Source organism: Treponema denticola (genome assembly GCF_024181645.1).
Taxonomy (GTDB): Bacteria; Spirochaetota; Spirochaetia; order Treponematales; family Treponemataceae; genus Treponema_B; species Treponema_B denticola_A.
In genome coordinates, this window is record NZ_CP058624.1 from 554,653 (window position 1) to 573,270 (window position 18,618).

Sequence of the window (18,618 nt, forward strand, 5' to 3'; positions counted from 1 at the left end):
AAAAATGTTTGAAGATTTTATAAACGCCCTTCATAATTTTAGAACAAACAAGATGCGCACCCTTCTTTCCTTATTGGGCATAGTGATAGGCGTTACCTCGGTTATAATTGTTACAAGCCTTGCAAGCTCTCTTTCAAACAGCATGATAAAAGAGTTTGAAGAGTTCAGTATGGATATAATCAACATAGGCACTCAGGTGGATAATCCCGAATTTGCAGGTGAAGGTAAAAGCATAAAATTTGATGAGGCTTTCCGTAAAAAGCTGATGCAAAAAATCCCCGAGATAAAGCATGTTTTTTATTCCAACACTTTTCAAGCCTCGATTATAAGGAACGATTTAAAGATTGACTCGATCGATGTAGAGGGAATTGAAGCTGAAAGGCTGGAATCTCACCGCGTGGTTATGGATTACGGCAGTTTTTTTTCTTCTTCGGATTATTCTATGGGAGCTGAAAAGGCTATTATAGGCGACAGAATTGCTTTTCAGCTTTTTCCTGAGGGCAGGGCTGTAGGTAAATTTATTACTTTGCCGATTCGGTCAGGCAGCGAAAACTCTCCTCCTCATATTGTGCGCCTTCAGGTTATAGGCGTTGTAAAACCCAAAAATACCTGGGTGATCCGCACCTCGGATGCCGTCTTTGTTCCAAGAAAATTTGCCCTGCGCAAACTTCCGGGAAAGGTATCTGAGGCTGTTTGGGCAGCCGAAGTTGCTATCTCGGACCCTAAGGACTCCTCCAATGTTGAAGTAAAGATTCAAGATTTTTCTGAAGAACTGTCGGGCGGTAATCGGTTTGCAATCTGGGTGTACTCTGCCCGCCAGCAGTTTGAACAAATGACTAAGATTACCGGAATGGTAAGTCTTGTTCTTTCGGCCATAGCCGGAATATCCTTGCTTGTCGGGGGAATAGGCATTATGAATATAATGCTTGTTACCGTTACCGAACGCCGAAGGGAGATAGGTATAAGAAAGGCTCTCGGGGCTACTGGCGGAGCCATAAGAATGCAGTTTTTAATAGAGTCGGCTTCTCTCACTCTTACAGGGGGGCTCATAGGTATAGTTTTAGGGCTTTTAATCAGTAAGCTGATTGTAAATGTGTTCTTCCCTCCCGAAATAATCTTTTTACCCAATTTTTCGGGCTCGCTTATAGCCTTTTCGGTCAGCGTATGTACGGGAATATTTTTCGGCCTTCATCCTGCTATCAAGGCTGCAAGGCTTGATCCCGTCCTAGCCCTTGCAGAATAAATGAGGTTTTCTTATGGATATTGAAGCTTTAGAATTGCGTGCCCTGAGTATTCAGGCCGCAAGAGAATTTTTTATTAAGAATAATTATTTGGAATTGGATACGCCGGCTCTTTCGGGAGAGCTAATCCCCGAAACCTGTTTGGAAGTTTTTAAAACGGAATATCTAAGTCCGTCCTTGTCAAAAGATACCCATCGGGGAAAAGCTCTTTTTTTGGTTCCCTCGCCCGAAGTTTATATTAAGCCGATAATAGCCCAAACTTCCCGCTCGGTTTTTCAAATTTCAAAATGCTACCGCAACGCAGAATCGATAGGCAATATCCACAGCCCCGAATTTACCATGCTCGAATATTATACGGTAAACGCAAACTATAAAGATTCCGTAAAGATAAGCGAAGAATTTTTAAGCCATGTTTCCGATAGGGTAAAAGAAAATCCTCTTGTTGACGGGGAGGTCTTAAAAATCTTGTCAAAGGGATTTGAGTGTCTGACTATGGACGAGGCCTTTAGAAAATACGCAGGAGTGCCTTTAAGTACGGAACATTCATCGGAAGAACTCGCTTACTACGCCGAAAACTTAGGTCTCGGAGAGGCTGAAAACTATTCGGATTGGAAAGAGGATGATTTATATGAGCTTATTTTAGTCCACGCCGTCGAGCCCAATCTTCCTAAAAACAGACTCATAGCCCTTTTGGATTATCCCGCCTTTGTACCCTGCCTTGCCGCAGAAAATTCCGCAAAGGTTTTTAATAAAAAAAATGAAGTTCTTGAATGGAAGACCGTCGAGCGATGGGAAGTTTATTTAAACGGGGTTGAGCTTGCCAACTGCTATACCGAAGAAAGGGATAAAAACAAAATAAATTCTTATTTTAAAAACGAAAACGAATTAAAGCAAAAAAACGCTCTCGTTCCGCATCCGCCGGTAAAAAATTTCGGAGAGACTTGCTCTATGATGCCGCCATGCTCCGGTGTTGCCATGGGCTTCGACCGCCTTATCATGCTTTTAGCCGGAAAAAAAACTCTCGATTTTGTGATATACGGTAAAAGTTTTTAATTATTTAAGATAATTTGTCCTATAATATTATATGAGGTTTTGTTTTAAATTCATTGGCGTTTCAAATTTACGTGTGGAAATTGGGAACATATTGAAAAGCGTTTGCATTATATGATAAAAAATCCTCAAGAAATATACACAACCTATCCTATATAAATGCAATTAAACTCATAGTCTTGCCGGTTATCCTGATTGTTTTTTTTTGTATTTTATAATATACTGCTGACGTATAAAATAAATAATTTGGAGGTAATAATGAACCCATTGCAGAACACTGAACCTAAGGAAGTATTTAAATGGTTTTACGAAATCTCTCAGGTGCCGAGAGGTTCGGGAAATGAAAGAGCTATCAGCGATTTTCTTGTAAAATTTGCAAAAGATAGAAATCTTGAAGTACATCAAGATAAGGCTATGAATGTTATCATAAAGAAGCCCGGAACTGCCGGCTATGAAAAATCTCCGACGGTTATTATTCAGGGGCATATGGATATGGTTTGTGAGAAGGATGCTTCCTCAAACCATGATTTTTTAAAGGATCCTATTAAATTCGTTGTAAAAGGCGAAATGCTCTATGCCGACAAGACAACTCTCGGAGGAGATGACGGTATAGCAGTCGCATACGCTCTTACCGTTCTTGATTCAAAGGATATTCCCCACCCGCCGCTCGAAGTTTTAATTACGACAGAAGAGGAAACGGGTATGGGCGGAGCGATGGCTCTTACCGATGAACACCTGCAAGGAACACGCCTTTTAAATATAGACTCGGAAGAAGAAGGCGTATTTTTGGTAAGCTGTGCAGGCGGGGCTAATATCCATGTCTTTTTCGATATAAAGAAAGAAGCAGCCAAAGGAAAATTCTTAAAAATCACAGTTGGGGGTCTCCTTGGTGGACATTCAGGTATCGAGATCAATAAGCAGAGAGCCAACTCAATTAAACTTTTGGGAAGAATTCTTTATAACATCAAGCAAAACGAAAAAATCAATATAGTAGAAATTTCAGGCGGTTCAAAACACAATGCTATTGCAAAGGATGCCCATGCAGTAATCGCTGCAGAAAATACGGAAGCCGTTTTGAAGATTGTCGAAAAAATGACTGCCGATTTTAAGGGAGAATACAGAGCCGTTGACAAACTTTTAACTGTTACGGCAAATGAAACTCAAAATCCGTCGGGTCAAATGTTTACAAAAGAGCTTACCTTAAATCTAATTGATTTTATGGCAAGTATTCCCAACGGTGTGCAATATATGAGCATGGAGATTCACGGCCTTGTTCAGACAAGTTTAAATAACGGAGTTTTGGAAGAAATTGATGGAAAAATCAAATTTACAACCTCTGTACGAAGCAGCGTAAAGAGTGCCTTGGATGAAATTGTGGACATACTTAGAATCCAAGCCGAGCGCTGCGGAGCCGAATTCAAAAAAAATTCGGAATATCCCGCTTGGGAGTACAGCCCCGATTCTCCTGTACGCGATGCTGCTGTCAATGTTTATAAAAAGCTTAACAACAAGGAGCCCGTTATTACGGCGATACATGCAGGGCTTGAATGCGGTCTTTTAAAGAAGACTCTTCCTAAAGTCGATGCTGTAAGTTTTGGGCCCAATTTGTATGATGTTCATACTCCTAACGAGCACATGGACATTGCCTCTGTAGAACGCGTATGGAAATTCTTGCTGGCCTATCTAGCTGAATTAAAGAATTAAAAATAAAGTGTAAAAATTGAAGCCTAACCGAGTCAGGCTTATTAAAAAACTAAAAAGGGGCATGAAGTCATGCCCCTTATGGGAGTTGTGCTTTGAGCCGCCTAAGACGGATACTCACATCTCCCTCTTAATATAATTCTAACATAATTATTACAATTGTCAAGTGAAATAATCATAAAAATTTAATTTTTTTTCTCGCCGAAGCTCTTATATGATATATAAAGCAGGTTAAAGAGTGTTCCCAGTAAAAGAATAAACGCCCATGTTCTTGCATGTATAAAAGGATTTTTTATCGGCAAAAAAAGGTCTGATAGAACGGAACTTAAATTAGTTACAATATCCCATGAATTCCACCTTAAAAATCTTCCCAAATAGATACCGAAAGCTGAAAGATATATCACAAAAACCAAAACAATTTGCGGGTATTTTATATTAAAAAGTTTTTTAATCTTGGCTTCGATAAAATCCAAACTTACAAAACCGTAAAAAAGACCTGCAAAGCTGTAAGAAAACAATAGGATTAAATCATACCAGCGCATTGTTGAAGCTGCCGTTTTTAGATGGATAAAATCGGTTACAATGTAAAGGGCATTGGGAAAAAATAGAAGCCAGATAGTCATAAAAACAATAAAAATTATTTTGTTATTGTTTTTTGATAGGTATAGCGCTGAAGAAATAAGCCATGGTATAAAGGCCAAAAATAAGTTCCAGACCAAAAAAAGTAAAAAATAGTTTTCTGCTATAAAAATTCTGCATACCGATAAAAAAGTACAGAAAAAAGACAAGAACATCAAGGCAAAGGTACTTTTAATTCGGAATATATTTTTAAAGTAATGTCTCATTTATTTTAAATTTTCATATATGCGCATTAAATTTGTCTTCATGCGTTCAAGGTAGCTTTTGTTATCTTCAGGGCTTTCGATTGTGTAAATTTTTTCAACCTTGGCTCCAAGCTCTGTTGCAAGGGTTTTTGAAACAAGGGGGCTTGCGAGTTCTTCCGTAAAGATAACTTTTACTTTATGCTCCCTGCAATATTCGACAAGTTTTGCAAGTTCTTTTGGATTCGCTTCGTTGTCATTAAAGATATCTGTTACCGAATTTTGCTCTAAGGAAAAATCTCTGCAAAGATATCCGAAGGCTGCGTGTCCCGTTACAAAGTGCTTGTTTTTTACTTTAGAAAATTTCTCGATATATTCTTTTAAAAGTTCGTCAAGCTCGGCAATGTATTTACTTGCATTTTCTTTATAGCTTTTTGCATTTGCAGGGTCAGCCGTAGTCAGAGCATTTTCAATATTTTTAACTATAATTTTTGCAGAAGATAGACTGAGCCATGTATGAGGATCGAATTCTCCGTGATGGCAGTGTTCATGTCCCTTGCCGTGTTTGTGCTGCCCGGCACAAACTTCGCAGTCACAGTCTTCTCCATGTTCATCATGGTTGTGATGTCCGGCCTTGATTGCTTCAATTCCGCTGCTAGCCTCGACCATAATCAGCTTTTTGTTGTTGACCGCTTGTACGGCCTCATCAAGCCAAAACTCCATACCCAGACCGTTATAGATTAAAATATCGGCCTTCGATAAAAAAGCAAGGTCTTTGGCCTTGGGCTCAAAGTCGTGGGCTTCCATTCCCGGCGGAATGATAACCGAAATATTGACATTGTCTCCTGCAACTGCCTGAGTCAACTCTTTCATTGCATCGAAGGTAACGGCAACATTTTTTTTACCGTTATCGGGCATCTCTTTTGCTCCCATTGCAAAGAGATTTACCGATGAAAGAAGAGCAATAAATAAACATGTTTTTAAAATAGATTTCATATAAACTCCATATTTTTTTAAGACGGAATAGAATATAATACCGTGGCGAAATTAAGTCAATAAAAAATAAGCTAAAATTAACTTTATTATGGCTGAAGCTCGGGCTCCAGCCCCGGAACCAAGTATTTTTCGGGTATTTTAACGGGCCGTCCCGTACTGTCCACACAGGCCCAGGTTACCTTTGCTTCAGCACAGACTTTACCTTCTTCGTTTTTTATAACCTGCAAAAAGGTTCCGGAAACCTTACCCAGCTCAATATGAGTAACCTCAATAGCCAGTTTATCGTAAAGTTTGGCAGAGTGCTTGTATTTAATATCTATGTGGGATACATAGAGCATAAAGCCTTCTTCAATCATCCCTACATAATCAAAACCTATTTTTTTTAAAAACTGCATTCTGGCATGTTCCAAATAATTTAAGTAAACCGAGTTGTTTACATGGTTATAAGCGTCAAGCTCGTAGCTTCGAACTTCAACATAAAATGTATGCGTCACAATCTTCCCCTATAAAAACTTTTTGCAGCAAATAGCAATTTGCGAAAAAAGTTTTTTCACGCAGTTTGTTTACAAACTGCATACAATAATGCGATGTTTGCCGAAAGGCAAACTCGGCAGATAAACAGTGAGGCTGAATTTCTGCCGAACTGTTTATCACACCTCCTATAAAAACTTTTCTATTTTAACCGTCCGATTTCGTTTGCTTCGTGCATCTTTTCAAGGTCTGCCATTACCTGATCAACTACGGCCTGTTTTTTATCTATGCCTGTAAGGTCCTGATGTTCAGCTTTTACTTTTTCTCTATATTCTTCACAGTTTATGACGGGGCTTGCATCAAAGATGAGTCTATCCTTCCAGACAGTATCCTCGGTCATATCTCCTGAATCCGAAATACGCAGGCAATTTCCGTTGCTTGAAACCAAGAGCATTATATCGGACATTTTAATATAGGAATCTATTTCTTTTACACCTTTTTTTGTTTCGGGTTTTCCGGGGCGGTATCGGGTTCCTGCAGGATATACAAGAATTACCCGTCCTTCTTCTTTTGCCTTTTCAAGTGCCCGCATTGAAGCGAGGTTTATCATCTTGCTCCGCTTTAGTTCTTCTGCCAAAACTTCAGGGTCTTTAATCGACTTGATGGAACGGCTGGGATAGATATAAATGCGGTCATAGGCGCTTGCAAAGGCCGCAACATAGGGATTGTCTTCTCCCAGTTTTAGCCCGGCCATTGCGATACATTTTTCTGCAAGCTCCGTTCCTTTAGTACCGGTTTTTTTCATTAAATTTATAAAAGCCGGATAGTCCATATTGCTGTAGTGCTCTGCAAGGATTATGCCTTTTTTTCCCTTATTTACTTCATCTAAAAATTCTGCCAAGTGTTCCGGATGCCTAAACTCCGAATTTTCAAGGGCGAGATCGTCTACCATTTTATCAAGAATTTTAAATAGGGCGGGATTTCCCTTTTGTAATACATTTTCCGGCGTAACTGCCGGATTTTTCATCGTGTGTTTTGCAATTTCAGGCAAATTCTCTCTAACATATTCCATTAAAGTTTGCTGCATTTTGAACCTCCATAAAACCTTTAAAATAAGCCGTCAAAATAGTCTTTGTATTTTTGATACGAAGATTTATCGACTGTTAAACTTACTACAGTATATTTTGAATTTTCTTTTTTTATTATCAATTTAATATCGTGTTTGATGGTCTTTGTTTCAATATCATAGACGCTGTTTATGATTTTAAATTTTTGTTTTGTCCCTTTTATATCCGTATTTTTTGCAAGAATTTTGGATGCCTTGCCCGAAGACGAAAAGTATTTTATAAAAAAATCCGTTTCCCTGCCTTTAATATCTGGTATCGTTTTTAAGTCGAGAGTATTTACATTTAAAAAGGCTTCATTTCCCATAAGAAAGGTATTGTCTGCTATCTGTTTCCATTGGCTGTCTAAAGAAAGTTTAACTCCGTCAACGGTTCTTGTTTCTTTTTTTGCCTTGGAGTTTAAAACGAATTTGGATTCAAGAGGTTTAGCATCTTCGAGAGGTTTAAAATCAAAAAAAGTTTTTTCGTCTTTTATTTTTCCCATTTCTATCAACTCAAAAGCTTTTTCCTTATTGGAATCTAAAATTTCTTTTATATGAAAGAGGGGAATGTAGGATTGGAATTTTACCTCGCTTTCCCCTCCGAATTGTTCTTCATCTACTGTTTTAGAACCGGTTTTTATTACAAGGCTTTCAGTTAATTTTTGAGACTTCCACGCGTAGAGTTTCGGGAGAATTCCCATAAGATAGTTTACCGCATAGGTGTAGGCCGGATCGGTGTTAATACCCGAAATATTGTTTTGGCCTGTAATTACGAATTCTCCGTTTAGAATTTCTCCGCTAAATAGAACTTTTGCAAAGACTTTTCCGTTTGAAGTGTATAAGAAACTGCCTATCGTATTATCGTTGTAATATAAAAAGCCTGCCCATGTCGGTTCCTTCCATGAAAGGTCTTGATAGATAAGGTAATCTCCCGATTCCGTTCCCTCCCATGCCGATTTTTCTTCGGCTATGAGCTTAAAACTCTCTGCCCTGAATAGAAAAAAAAGTAGAAAACCAAAACTTAAAATCTTTTTCATTTAAAAATCCTTTAGTTTAATTTTGCAAGTTCTTCTTTTACGGTTTTTTCAACTAAGTCTACAACCTTGTTTTTATCGATTAAGCTGCTTTCTCCCGCCTTTCTAAGCTTAAATTCGATATTGGGAAGATTTTTTTCGCCGACTACAAGCCTTATCGGAATGCCTATAAGGTCCATATCCTTAAACTTAACGCCTGTCCTTTCTTTTCGGTCATCAAGAAGAACCTCAATGCCCTTCTTCCTACATTCTTCGTAAAGGCGGTCGGCTTCCTTTTGCATTTCTCCCTCGTATTTTATGGGAACTATAGCGACTTGGAATGGGGCGATACTCATGGGCCAGATGATTCCGTCTTCATCGTGGTGTTCTTCGACAATGGAGGCCGTAAGCCTATCAAGACCTATGCCGTAGCAGCCCATGGAAGGGTGCTGCTGTTTTCCGTTTTCGTCGAGATAGGTCATATTCATAGCCTTCGTATATTTATATCCCAGCTTAAAGATGTGTCCGAGTTCGTTTCCCTTTTTGGTGTAAAGGGCAGCACCGCAAACCGCACACTTATCTCCTGCCCTTACGGTGCGGAGGTCAAAGACATGGGCGGGGGTAAAATCCCGTGAAGGTTCCACATGGAGGATGTGTTTATCCTTTTTTAAGGCTCCGGTTACCGCATCGTGCATGAGCACAACGCTTTCATCGGCAATGACCGGAATATTTTTTAAGCCTACAGGGCCGGCAAAGCCGACAATCGTTCCTGTAGCTTCTTCAACTTCGGCATCGCTTGCAAGGATTGCGTCCGAAGCTTTAAGGGAGGATTTTAACTTTGCTTCGTTTACTTCCAAGTCGCCCCTTATGCATACTGCAATTAAAAGAGTGCCTTCGTAGCCGTTTTTTGCAGTTTTTTTGCCATTTTCAGCATTGCCTAGTATCTCGGAATTTTCTACTCGGTAAATCAAGGTTTTTATAAAAGAAGAACTTTCCGTCTTTAAAAAAGCTGTAAGGTCTTCTATTGTTTTTACATCGGGTGTGTCGATTTCTTCCATAAGTAAGGCTGAACCTTGGACTATACTGCCGTTTCCCTGCTCCTTATCGGGTGCGCAGGCTGCCTTTTCTTCGTTTGCTGCATAACCGCAAGAAGGGCAGAGGAGGAGAGTGTCGTCTCCAACCGAAGATTCTACCATAAACTCCTGAGAACCGCTTCCTCCCATAGCACCTGAGTCGGCCTTTACTCCTATTACCGTAAGGCCGCAGCGCTTAAAAATCTTTATATAGGCTTTTTCAAAGCTGAGATAGGCTTCGTCTAAACTTTTATCGTTTGTATGGAAAGAGTAAGCGTCCTTCATCGTAAATTCGCGGGTTCTCATAAGCCCGTATCGCGGCCGGATTTCATCCCGGTATTTTGTGTTAATCTGATAGGTTAAGAGCGGGTAGTTTTTATAAGAGGATAATTCGTTTTTTAAAAGGGCAGTAAAGGCTTCTTCAGCCGTGGGGCTTACAACCAATTCTTGGTTTAAGCGGTTTTTAATACGCAAAAGTTCAGGCCCCATCGAGTCCCATCTTCCCGATTCCTGCCAAATTTCACCCGGAACAATTACCGGAGGCTTAAATTCGAGACAGCCTATTGCATCCATTTCTTCCCTGATAATTTTTTCTACCTTTCTAAAGGCTTTTAAGCCGAGGGGCAAATAGGCAAAAAGCCCGTTTGCCAAATTTCTTATCATTCCTGCCCGCAAAAGCAGCTTGTGGCTTTCAACAACAGCCTCATTTGGGATTTCTCGCAAAGTGGGCATATATATCTGCGTCATCTTCATAATTTTATCAACTCCAATTAAAAAGATGTTTTGTGCGAAGCACAAAACTCTAAGATAAATATTACGGTTTGATTTCAAGCCGTAATATTTATCGAAACTCCAATAAAAACTTTTAAGAAAGTTATTCTACCTTTTTTGCTTAAAAAAATCTATAGGCCGGATTTTTTTTAAATGCTCAAACTCTAGCATAAAATACAAAAAAGTGATATATTTTGTTGCCTATCGCCTTTTATTTTGTTTAGGTAGTTAGTTAATATAGAAATTATCAGGAGTTTTCATGTCTATCCTTTTTTATGCAGAACCGGTTTTAAGTCTTTTGTTTTCTATCTTATTAATTATAAAAAATGCCTCAAGCCTTGCTGTGATTGCATCAGTATTAGGTGCGGCTTTTTCGTTTTGGACGGCTTTTTGTATATTTTCTTTTTTTAAAAAGAAGACTGTGAGGGACATGTTCGTAATGCGTAAAACTATGGAGTATATTCCATATATTTTTATGGCTTGCTTTATTATATCCAGGGTTGTTCAAAGCGGACAGGATAGGTCTACGCTTGATGCAATTTTAGCAGTCTATTGGTTTGCCTTAGTTATTTATAATAGAGTGCTTTTGTTTAGATTAAAGGATAAGAGGCTGCCTAAATACTTTCCGGACCTGCCTGCAATACCTAAGAAAAAACGTTCTATTATTTCGGAAATTTTGGATTGGGCTGATTCTATTTTGCAAGCCGCCTGTGTAGTTCTCCTTTTTACCGTTTTTGTTTTGCAGCTCTATGTTATTCCTTCGGAATCCATGGTTCAGCAGTTTATGATAGGGGACAGAGTCGCAGGTTTTAAGGTTGCTGCAGGGCCGACCTTTCCTCTTTCTTCATTCCGGTTTCCTCAAATTTATAATTATAAGAGGGGAGATGTGGTTATAATCCGCAATCCTCATTATGAAGATGACCCTAATAACGAGCTTAAATTTTTTACATCTCAGCTGGTGCAGTACCTGACCCTCACTACGGTAAATATCAATAAGGATGAAAACGGAAGAATCAAGGCTGACCCCTTGGTAAAAAGGATTGTGGGCCTAAGCGGAGAGAAGTTAATGCTTGTAGACGGAGTGCTCTACATAAAAAAAGCCGGAGAAAAGGATTTTAAAGCTTTTGATGAAAGTGCCTATGCCGTTTGGGATTTATCTAAGCTGCCCCAGTCAAGCTTAAAATATGTAAAAGACATAAAAATGAATACCGAAGATTTAAACCGCCTTCAATCGGTAGAGGCTTGGCGGGCAAAGGTCGATTTCGATGAGGCCGAAAAGGAAGCCCTTGCCCTTATTAAAAAGATGAAAGAAATAAAGTCTAAGCCCGATAAGGTGTTTTCGGCCAAGGACTTTTTAAGCAAGGGGCAGTACCTTGTTACTCAAATGGCAAGAGATAACGAAGCTATAGCCTCAAAGATTTTGACAACGGACGGCGGTCTTACATGGTTTGAAAACTTTCTAACTTCATGGAAAAAATCTGCCGAAAAAAATTCCTACAACTTATATGAGATGAGAAATGCTCAACTCAATGTTCTTATTAAACTCGGATTTGGAAAGCTCCTTGTAAGAAATGCAGAACTTTATAAGGCTAATGTCAGCGATGCGGTTTTTTCTTCGGATGCGGAACGCCAAGCTATTATAAACGAGCTAGGTGAATACCTCTACTATTTAGCCCTCTCATCTCAAAGAAACATGGACGAATTCCCTAAAGGTGAAGAAGAGTACATCCCCGAAAACTGCTATTTTATGATGGGGGATAACCGTTTTAATTCCACGGATATGAGGCATGAATATAAAAACCACTTGGAAGCCCTTAACAAGGATGATGCCATGTCTATGATGTTTGTAACAAATGTAGCACCCCGCTATATTCATTCTTCGAGGATGCTCGGAACGGTAAATCTAATTCTCTTTCCCGGAGCTCGCTTTGGTTTGGTAAAATAGGCTTCAGATACTGTTTACTTTAAGAGTTCGGGATAGGCTGTTTTCATCGGCCCATTCGGAGCGGGCTTTAAAAACCTCGCTTTCGTCTTTTGCCCTTATTATGGAATGAATGCAGATATTTTCCGATCGGCTCGATCTGCATATAAGCTCTTCTCCGTACATGGCCGATGAAACAAAATTGGTATCAAGGGTCTTTAATAATTTTCCCTTGCAAAAGTCTGCATCCATGTATGACAGAATCCATCTTAAATAGTTTAAATTGTTTACATGAGAATTCATGTCGATATCCAAGAGGGTGGGCCTGAATCTTTCTTCGGTATACCGGTTTTCGCATGCAGGAATTTTTGCAAATACCTTGCCTTCCATGTGATCCTCATTAAAGGCTAAATTTCTCATAGTTTTTTCATCCGGCTTTACAGGCTGTCCTGTTTCTGCGTTCAATATTACCCAACAAGAACTTGCACGAAAAATAGGTTGTTTAAGCTCTTTAAATTCTTCTTCTATAGATAGGCTTTTTTCTCTTCCTTCTTCGATACGGCATTTTTCTTCAAAAGCCTCATCGATAGAATTTTTTTTCCCGTTTTTTGCATAAAAGAAGGCAAAATCCCTAAAGCAAAAAAAGCCCTTAGGCGGCTGAGCCCAAGTTTGAATGATTAAATCATCCATCCAAAGAGGGTATTCGGTAATTTCAAAATGCTGTTTTGTGATAACCCATGTTAAACCCATCCTTTGCAAATGCGGGATGGAAAGCCCTGCACTGCTGTAATGCCCTGCTGCCAATTCCTGCATCAAAATCGCAAACTCCATGGGTGTAGCCCGGCATTTTCCATCTATGTTGCCTGTAAGAACCTTATGGCGTATAGTGTATTTATTGTCGATAATCATAGGCTGATTATAGCAGTTTTTCAAAATTGTTTCTAGGTAAAGGATTTAAGGCTATGTAGACATATTTTATAAAATATAATATACTCAACATCAATTATATTTTAGGAGGTGCGTATTTATGAGATCTTTTTCTAAATTTGCACAAGTAGTTTTTTTTGGGCTTCTTATTGTGTCGGCTATTTTTGTTGTAAGCTGCGGCGGAAGCGGAAATGCAGTTCTTAACAAGGATAAACCTCTCGTCTTTTTTAATAGACAGCCTTCAGATCCGACAACAGGAGAAATCGATATGACCTCTATGAACTGGAACGACAAGACCTATTATGTAGGTTTTGATGCCGCAGGCGGCGGCGCAGTTCAGGGAAAACTTATTACAGATTTTCTTGCTTCGGCAGAAGCTTCCCTCGACAGAAACGGTGACGGTATTATCGGTTATGTTCTTTGCATCGGTGACGTAGGCCACAACGATTCAAAAGCCAGAACTGAGGGTATCCGAAAGGCTTTGGGAACTTGGGCAGGTTCTACCGACCCCGGTAAAACAAAGCAGGGCTCAATTACCATCGCAGGAAAAACCTTCGATGTTATAGAGCTTGAAGGAAAGGCTATGACCGGAACCGACGGTTCTACATGGAATGCCAATGCCGCAACAGAGGCTATGGGCGGATGGGCAACAAAGTTTGCCGATCAGATTGACATGGTTGTTTCAAACAATGACGGTATGGCAATGGGCTGTTTACAGGCTTCAAACTATCCTGCAGGTGTTCCGATTTTCGGATATGATGCAAACGCAGATGCTATCGAAGCTGTAGGCAAGGGCCTTCTTACCGGTACGGTTTCTCAAAACGTTGATGCTCAGGCAACAGCAACCTTACAGGTTTTGCGCAACCTGCTCGACGGTTTAACCGGAACAGATGTATACACCAAGGGTATCACAGCTGAAGATTCTTACGGCAATAAAATTTCAGCTCCCGTCCAATACTGGGCTGATGTAAAGGCTGTTATGGCTGCCAACTCAGGAGTTACAAAGGCCAACTACGAGAACTACCTCGGCGGAACAAGGGATGCCGGAGTTAAGCAGACAAATGCTCCCAAAAAGAAGGTTCTTTTAACTATTTATAATTCAGGCGATAACTTCCTTTCTTCTTCATACCTGCCTGCGTTAAAATATTATGCTCCTCTTTTGAACATTGAATTGACAATCGTTCAGGGAGACGGACAAAACGAATCAAGCTGTTTGGATAAATTTACAAACCTAAACAACTTTGATGCCTTTGCCGTAAACATGGTTAAAACGAACTCAGGTTCAAACTACACCGACAAGTTAAAGTATTAATGAGTCTTAAATTTTAAGATCTTCATTAATCTTTAATGGGTTTTAAGGCGGGGGAACTTTTCTCCTGCCTTAGAATTAAAATAAGCGGCTTTTAAAAAGCACTTTTAAAGGAGTTGAGATCTTTGGGATGAGTGATGTAGTTCTTGAAATAAAAAACCTTTCAAAATCTTTCGGAAAGAATAAGGTTTTGGACGGTATAAATCTGACTGTAAAACAAGGCTCCGTAATGGGACTTATGGGCGAAAACGGAGCAGGAAAGTCCACCATGATGAAGTGCCTTTTCGGTATATATACTCGGGACGAGGGTTCCATTTCTTTATTAAACAAATCAATCGAATTTAAAAATCCTAAAGAAGCTCTTGAAAGCGGAGTTGCTATGGTTCATCAGGAGCTTAATCTTTGCCTTGACAGAACCGTTACGGATAATTTATTTTTAGGACGCTATCCGACCAACTTCGGAATTATTGACGAAATAAAAATGTTTGAATCTGCAAGTTCTCTTTTTTCTTCACTCAATATGAATGTCAATCCCAAAACAATAATGCGTACCATGTCCGTTTCTCAGCGGCAGATGGTTGAAATAGCGAAGGCTGTTTCCTACGATGCAAAGCTCATCGTATTGGATGAGCCCACTTCTTCTTTAACCGAAAGGGAAGTAAAAAAACTTTTTTCGATAGTAAAGTCCTTACAAAAAAAAGGCGTTTCATTTATTTATATTTCGCATAAGATGGATGAGGTTTTTGAGGTTTGCGATGAGGTCGCCGTTTTACGGGACGGTAAGATGATTCTTTCAAAGCCCATAGCCGAAACGGATATGAACGAAATTATTTCGGCCATGGTAGGCCGCTCTCTGGATAAGCGGTTCCCCGATGTGGATAATGTCCCCGGAGAGGACTTTTTAAAAATAGAAAACTTAAAAACAAAATATGCACCCGTGCTCGAAGATATTTCTTTTACCGTAAAGAAGGGCGAAATCTTAGGCCTTTACGGGCTTGTAGGGGCCGGGAGGAGCGAGCTTTTGGAAGCCCTCTTCGGTATCCGCACTATAGAATCGGGAAGCATAAGTATAAACGATAAATATCTTAAATTTAAGAGCAGTAAAGAAGCTATGGCTCATGGCTTTGCCTTGTTGACTGAAGAGCGTAAATTAAACGGAATGTTCGGCAAGGACACAATCGAATTTAATACGGTAATTACCAATTTGCATAGTTATAAAACCCTCGGCGTTTTGTCAAAGCGTAAAATACGGGAGGCCGCAAACAGAGAAATTGAAACTATGAAGACGAGGTGTCTTTCGGCTGATCAGGGTATTTCGGCTTTGAGCGGAGGAAACCAGCAAAAGGTTATAATCGGAAAATGGCTGGAGCGTTCACCTGATGTGTTTTTGATGGACGAGCCTACCCGCGGTATCGATGTAGGGGCAAAATACGAAATATATCAGCTTATTATTAAAATGGCTAAAGAGGGAAAAACCATAATAGTTGTTTCGAGCGAGATGCCGGAAATCTTAGGTATCACCAACCGCATAGCCGTTATGTCCAACCGCCGCCTCGCAGGTATCGTAAACACCAAGGAAACTGATCAAGAAACCCTGCTCAGGCTTTCGGCTAAGTATTTGTAGGAATTATTTTAAGGAGTATGTTGTATGGAAAATAAAAATAATGAAAAGGTAGATTTGGTAGACTTTAGTTTTTTTAACGAAGATGAAAAACTTGCCGAGTACGGCAAGGCTCTTCACGAGCTCCGTAAGGACGGGGTCGATAAGATAGCTTCTTTAAAAAATCATATCTATGCTCTTAAAAAAAACCGTCTGATAGACGATTCAGTAAAGGCCTCTTATATTGAAGAATACAAAAAAGAAATTGAAGAAGCAAAGAAGATAGCTCTTGAAAACAAGGATGCTGAAAAAAAACTTGCGGCCGAGGCTGTTGCCTATTCCAATAAGCTCTTTAACGATAATATAAAAGATTTTATAAAGTCTGAAAATCAAAAGCAAAAACAGTACAAGATTGATTATGAAAATCAAAAAGTTTCTATTCTGCAGGAAAACGAAGCTGCAAAAAAAGAAGCCTATGACGAGTTTGCTGAAACAAAGGATTCTGCCGAGCTTAACCGCAGTCTCAATGTTTTAAAGTTTCAGCTTAATTCTTCTTTTGCCGAGGCAAAGAACAAATACAGGGATGCCGTTGCCGCCTCTAAAGAAGCAAAAAATCAAGCCTACATAGACCATGTTCAAAAAAATATTTCTTTAAGAAACGGAAGAACAAATCTTAAAGAAAATATGGTTTTAAATTTTAAGGATTATATTTACAAGTTTAAGCTTTCAAGTTTCTTATTGAGTAACGGTCTTTATCTTGCAATTTTGGTTTTCTTCATTGTCTGTATAATTGTAGCCCCCATATCGGGAAACGGAAATCTTCTTTCCCTTCCCAATATCTTTACGATTTTGGAGCAGGCTTCCACCAGAATGTTTTATGCTCTCGGCGTTGCAGGGCTTATTCTTTTGGCAGGTACGGACTTGAGTATAGGAAGAATGGTTGCTCTCGGTTCGGTTATTACAGGTTTGATTTTACATCCGGGGCTTAACATAGTAACCTTTTTCGGTCTCGGCCCTTGGGATTTTACGGCCATGCCCATGGTTTGGCGCTTGATTCTTTCGCTTGGGCTTTCTATATTGCTTTGTGTTTTATTTAGTGCATTTGCCGGCGTTTTTTCGGCTCGGCTTAAGATTCATCCCTTTATTTCAACCCTTGCGACCCAGTTAATTATCTACGGTCTTTTATTTTTCGGTACGAGCGGAACTCCCGTTGGTTCAATCGATAATGAGGTAAAGGACTTGCTCGGCGGACGGTGGATTTTAGGAATTGTGAATAATGAGATGATTACTCTTCCTAAGCTCATAATTCCCGCCTTAATTGCGATTGTAATAGCATGGTTTATTTGGAATAAGACCGTATTCGGAAAAAATATGTATGCCGTAGGAGGAAACTCTGAAGCTGCCGCCGTCAGCGGTATAAGCGTTTTTAAGGTTACGATGGGCGTTTTTATTATGGCCGGAGTATTTTACGGAGTAGGTTCCTTCCTCGAAGCCTTTAGGGCTAATGCAAGTGCAGGAACGGGACAAGGCTATGAACTTGATGCTATTGCCGCCTGCGTAGTCGGAGGCATCTCCTTTAACGGAGGTATAGGAAAAATAAGCGGTGCAGTAATAGGCGTTATTATCTTTACAAGCCTTACCTACTGTCTGACCTTTTTAGGCATAGACACCAACTTGCAATTTGTATTTAAGGGCTTTATCATCATTGCCGCCGTTGCCTTGGACAGCGTAAAATATCTAAAGAAAAAATAGGGCTTATAGTAATTTGAATGAGTGACGATAAAAATAATTACAATAAAAATGCAATTAAGTATGCTGTAAAAGAGCACTATGAAAATTTGGCCAAGGAAAACCTTTCGGTAAACGGAGAGGCTGAAAAGATAACTGCCTCAATAGGCTATGCCGCTCAAGACCTGGCCGGAATCCCTAAAGAAGCAGACTTAGGGCTTGGCTGCGGCAATCCGCAAGAAGCTGCCAAACCACGCTTAAACGAAACGGTTCTTGATTTAGGTTGCGGACGAGGTCTTGACTGTTTTATAGCATCAAAGGCAGTGGGTAACAATGGAAAGGTTCTTGGTCTTGACGGCTCTGAAACTATGATCCGCCGAGCTTCGGAAATAGCTTTAAAAAACGGCTTTACAAATTGTGAATTTATTCTTGGTGAAATTGAAAATATCCCGCTTCCCGATAAGTCCATAGATCTTATCATGAGTAATTGTGTGATAAATTTATCGACAGATAAATACAGAGTTTACTCCGAAATATACCGTTGTCTCCGCAAAGGGGGGCGAGTTGCTATTTCGGACATTACTCTAAAAAAGGCTCTGCCTGAAGAATGGGTTTCCGATCCCAACATGGTAAAGACCTGAGTGGGAGGAGCTTGGTCTGCGGAGCAGATAAAAGCAGCCTTTGAAAAAATCGGCTTTATCAATATCAGCATAAGTTCTAAAGAAGTTTCAGACGAATACGCAAAAAAATGGGGCCATGGCTTGGAAATAAAAACCTACATTCAAAGCAGCCTTATTTACGCAGGAGTAAAAATCTAAACCTATCGACAAAGCGTTTTTTTTAATATAGAATTATTAAATACTTAGAAAGGCTTTGGGCCTGAGGAGGGAG

Annotated in this window: 16 protein-coding genes; 9 read left to right on the forward strand and 7 right to left on the reverse strand. The window is 39.7% G+C overall.

Annotated features, from left to right (window positions below; translation table 11 throughout):
* Positions 1-4: 4 nt before the first annotated feature.
* From HO345_RS02610 to HO345_RS02620, 3 genes are all read left to right on the forward strand, one after another.
* A complete protein-coding gene (locus HO345_RS02610; RefSeq protein WP_253683689.1) occupies positions 5-1,243 on the forward strand; it encodes an ABC transporter permease in 1,239 nt (412 codons plus the stop codon).
* A 13-nt stretch (positions 1,244-1,256) separates the two neighbouring features.
* The gene (locus HO345_RS02615) at positions 1,257-2,294 is read left to right on the forward strand and encodes an EF-P lysine aminoacylase GenX (RefSeq protein WP_253683690.1); all 1,038 of its coding nucleotides are present in this window, start codon (positions 1,257-1,259) and stop codon (positions 2,292-2,294) included.
* A 255-nt stretch (positions 2,295-2,549) separates the two neighbouring features.
* Complete coding sequence (locus HO345_RS02620) at positions 2,550-3,995, forward strand: aminoacyl-histidine dipeptidase (RefSeq protein WP_253683691.1); 1,446 nt, start codon at positions 2,550-2,552, stop codon at positions 3,993-3,995.
* A 182-nt stretch (positions 3,996-4,177) separates the two neighbouring features.
* Here HO345_RS02620 and HO345_RS02625 read toward each other — a convergent pair whose 3' ends face one another.
* From HO345_RS02625 to HO345_RS02650, 6 genes are all read right to left on the reverse strand, one after another.
* Positions 4,178-4,837, reverse strand: a complete 660-nt coding sequence (locus HO345_RS02625) for a DUF1361 domain-containing protein (protein ID WP_366796503.1) — start codon at positions 4,835-4,837, stop codon at positions 4,178-4,180.
* Complete coding sequence (locus HO345_RS02630) at positions 4,838-5,809, reverse strand: metal ABC transporter solute-binding protein, Zn/Mn family (RefSeq protein ID WP_253683692.1); 972 nt, start codon at positions 5,807-5,809, stop codon at positions 4,838-4,840. It lies immediately after the preceding gene.
* Between the two features lie 86 nt (positions 5,810-5,895).
* Positions 5,896-6,303, reverse strand: a complete 408-nt coding sequence (locus tag HO345_RS02635) for an acyl-CoA thioesterase (RefSeq protein ID WP_253683693.1) — start codon at positions 6,301-6,303, stop codon at positions 5,896-5,898.
* A 179-nt stretch (positions 6,304-6,482) separates the two neighbouring features.
* Entirely contained in the window at positions 6,483-7,367 is an 885-nt protein-coding gene (locus HO345_RS02640) for a 1-acyl-sn-glycerol-3-phosphate acyltransferase (protein ID WP_253683694.1), read from the reverse strand.
* A 20-nt stretch (positions 7,368-7,387) separates the two neighbouring features.
* Entirely contained in the window at positions 7,388-8,422 is a 1,035-nt protein-coding gene (locus HO345_RS02645) for a DUF7954 domain-containing protein (RefSeq protein WP_253683695.1), read from the reverse strand.
* Positions 8,423-8,433: 11 nt separating this feature from the next.
* Positions 8,434-10,224, reverse strand: a complete 1,791-nt coding sequence (locus HO345_RS02650) for a proline--tRNA ligase (protein ID WP_253683696.1) — start codon at positions 10,222-10,224, stop codon at positions 8,434-8,436.
* A gap of 277 nt (positions 10,225-10,501) precedes the next feature.
* Between HO345_RS02650 and lepB the strand changes: the two genes are divergently transcribed.
* Entirely contained in the window at positions 10,502-12,187 is a 1,686-nt protein-coding gene (gene lepB / locus HO345_RS02655; RefSeq protein ID WP_253683697.1) for a signal peptidase I, read from the forward strand.
* A gap of 3 nt (positions 12,188-12,190) precedes the next feature.
* Here lepB and HO345_RS02660 read toward each other — a convergent pair whose 3' ends face one another.
* Positions 12,191-13,072, reverse strand: coding sequence for an acyl-[acyl-carrier-protein] thioesterase (locus HO345_RS02660; protein ID WP_253684581.1), 882 nt, complete (start codon positions 13,070-13,072; stop codon positions 12,191-12,193).
* Positions 13,073-13,190: 118 nt separating this feature from the next.
* On the opposite strand from HO345_RS02660, the gene HO345_RS02665 reads away from it, so the two are divergent.
* From HO345_RS02665 to HO345_RS02685, 5 genes are all read left to right on the forward strand, one after another.
* Entirely contained in the window at positions 13,191-14,402 is a 1,212-nt protein-coding gene (locus tag HO345_RS02665) for a substrate-binding domain-containing protein (protein ID WP_253683698.1), read from the forward strand.
* Between the two features lie 127 nt (positions 14,403-14,529).
* Entirely contained in the window at positions 14,530-16,023 is a 1,494-nt protein-coding gene (locus HO345_RS02670) for a sugar ABC transporter ATP-binding protein (protein ID WP_253683699.1), read from the forward strand.
* 24 nt (positions 16,024-16,047) lie between these two features.
* Entirely contained in the window at positions 16,048-17,751 is a 1,704-nt protein-coding gene (locus HO345_RS02675; protein WP_253683700.1) for a galactose/methyl galactoside ABC transporter permease MglC, read from the forward strand.
* 17 nt (positions 17,752-17,768) lie between these two features.
* Positions 17,769-18,368 carry a methyltransferase domain-containing protein gene (locus HO345_RS02680; RefSeq protein WP_253683701.1) on the forward strand — a complete coding sequence of 200 codons (600 nt, stop codon included), beginning with the start codon at positions 17,769-17,771 and terminating at the stop codon, positions 18,366-18,368.
* A complete protein-coding gene (locus HO345_RS02685; RefSeq protein WP_044957728.1) occupies positions 18,369-18,545 on the forward strand; it encodes a hypothetical protein in 177 nt (58 codons plus the stop codon). It begins immediately after the preceding gene.
* Positions 18,546-18,618: the final 73 nt, after the last annotated feature.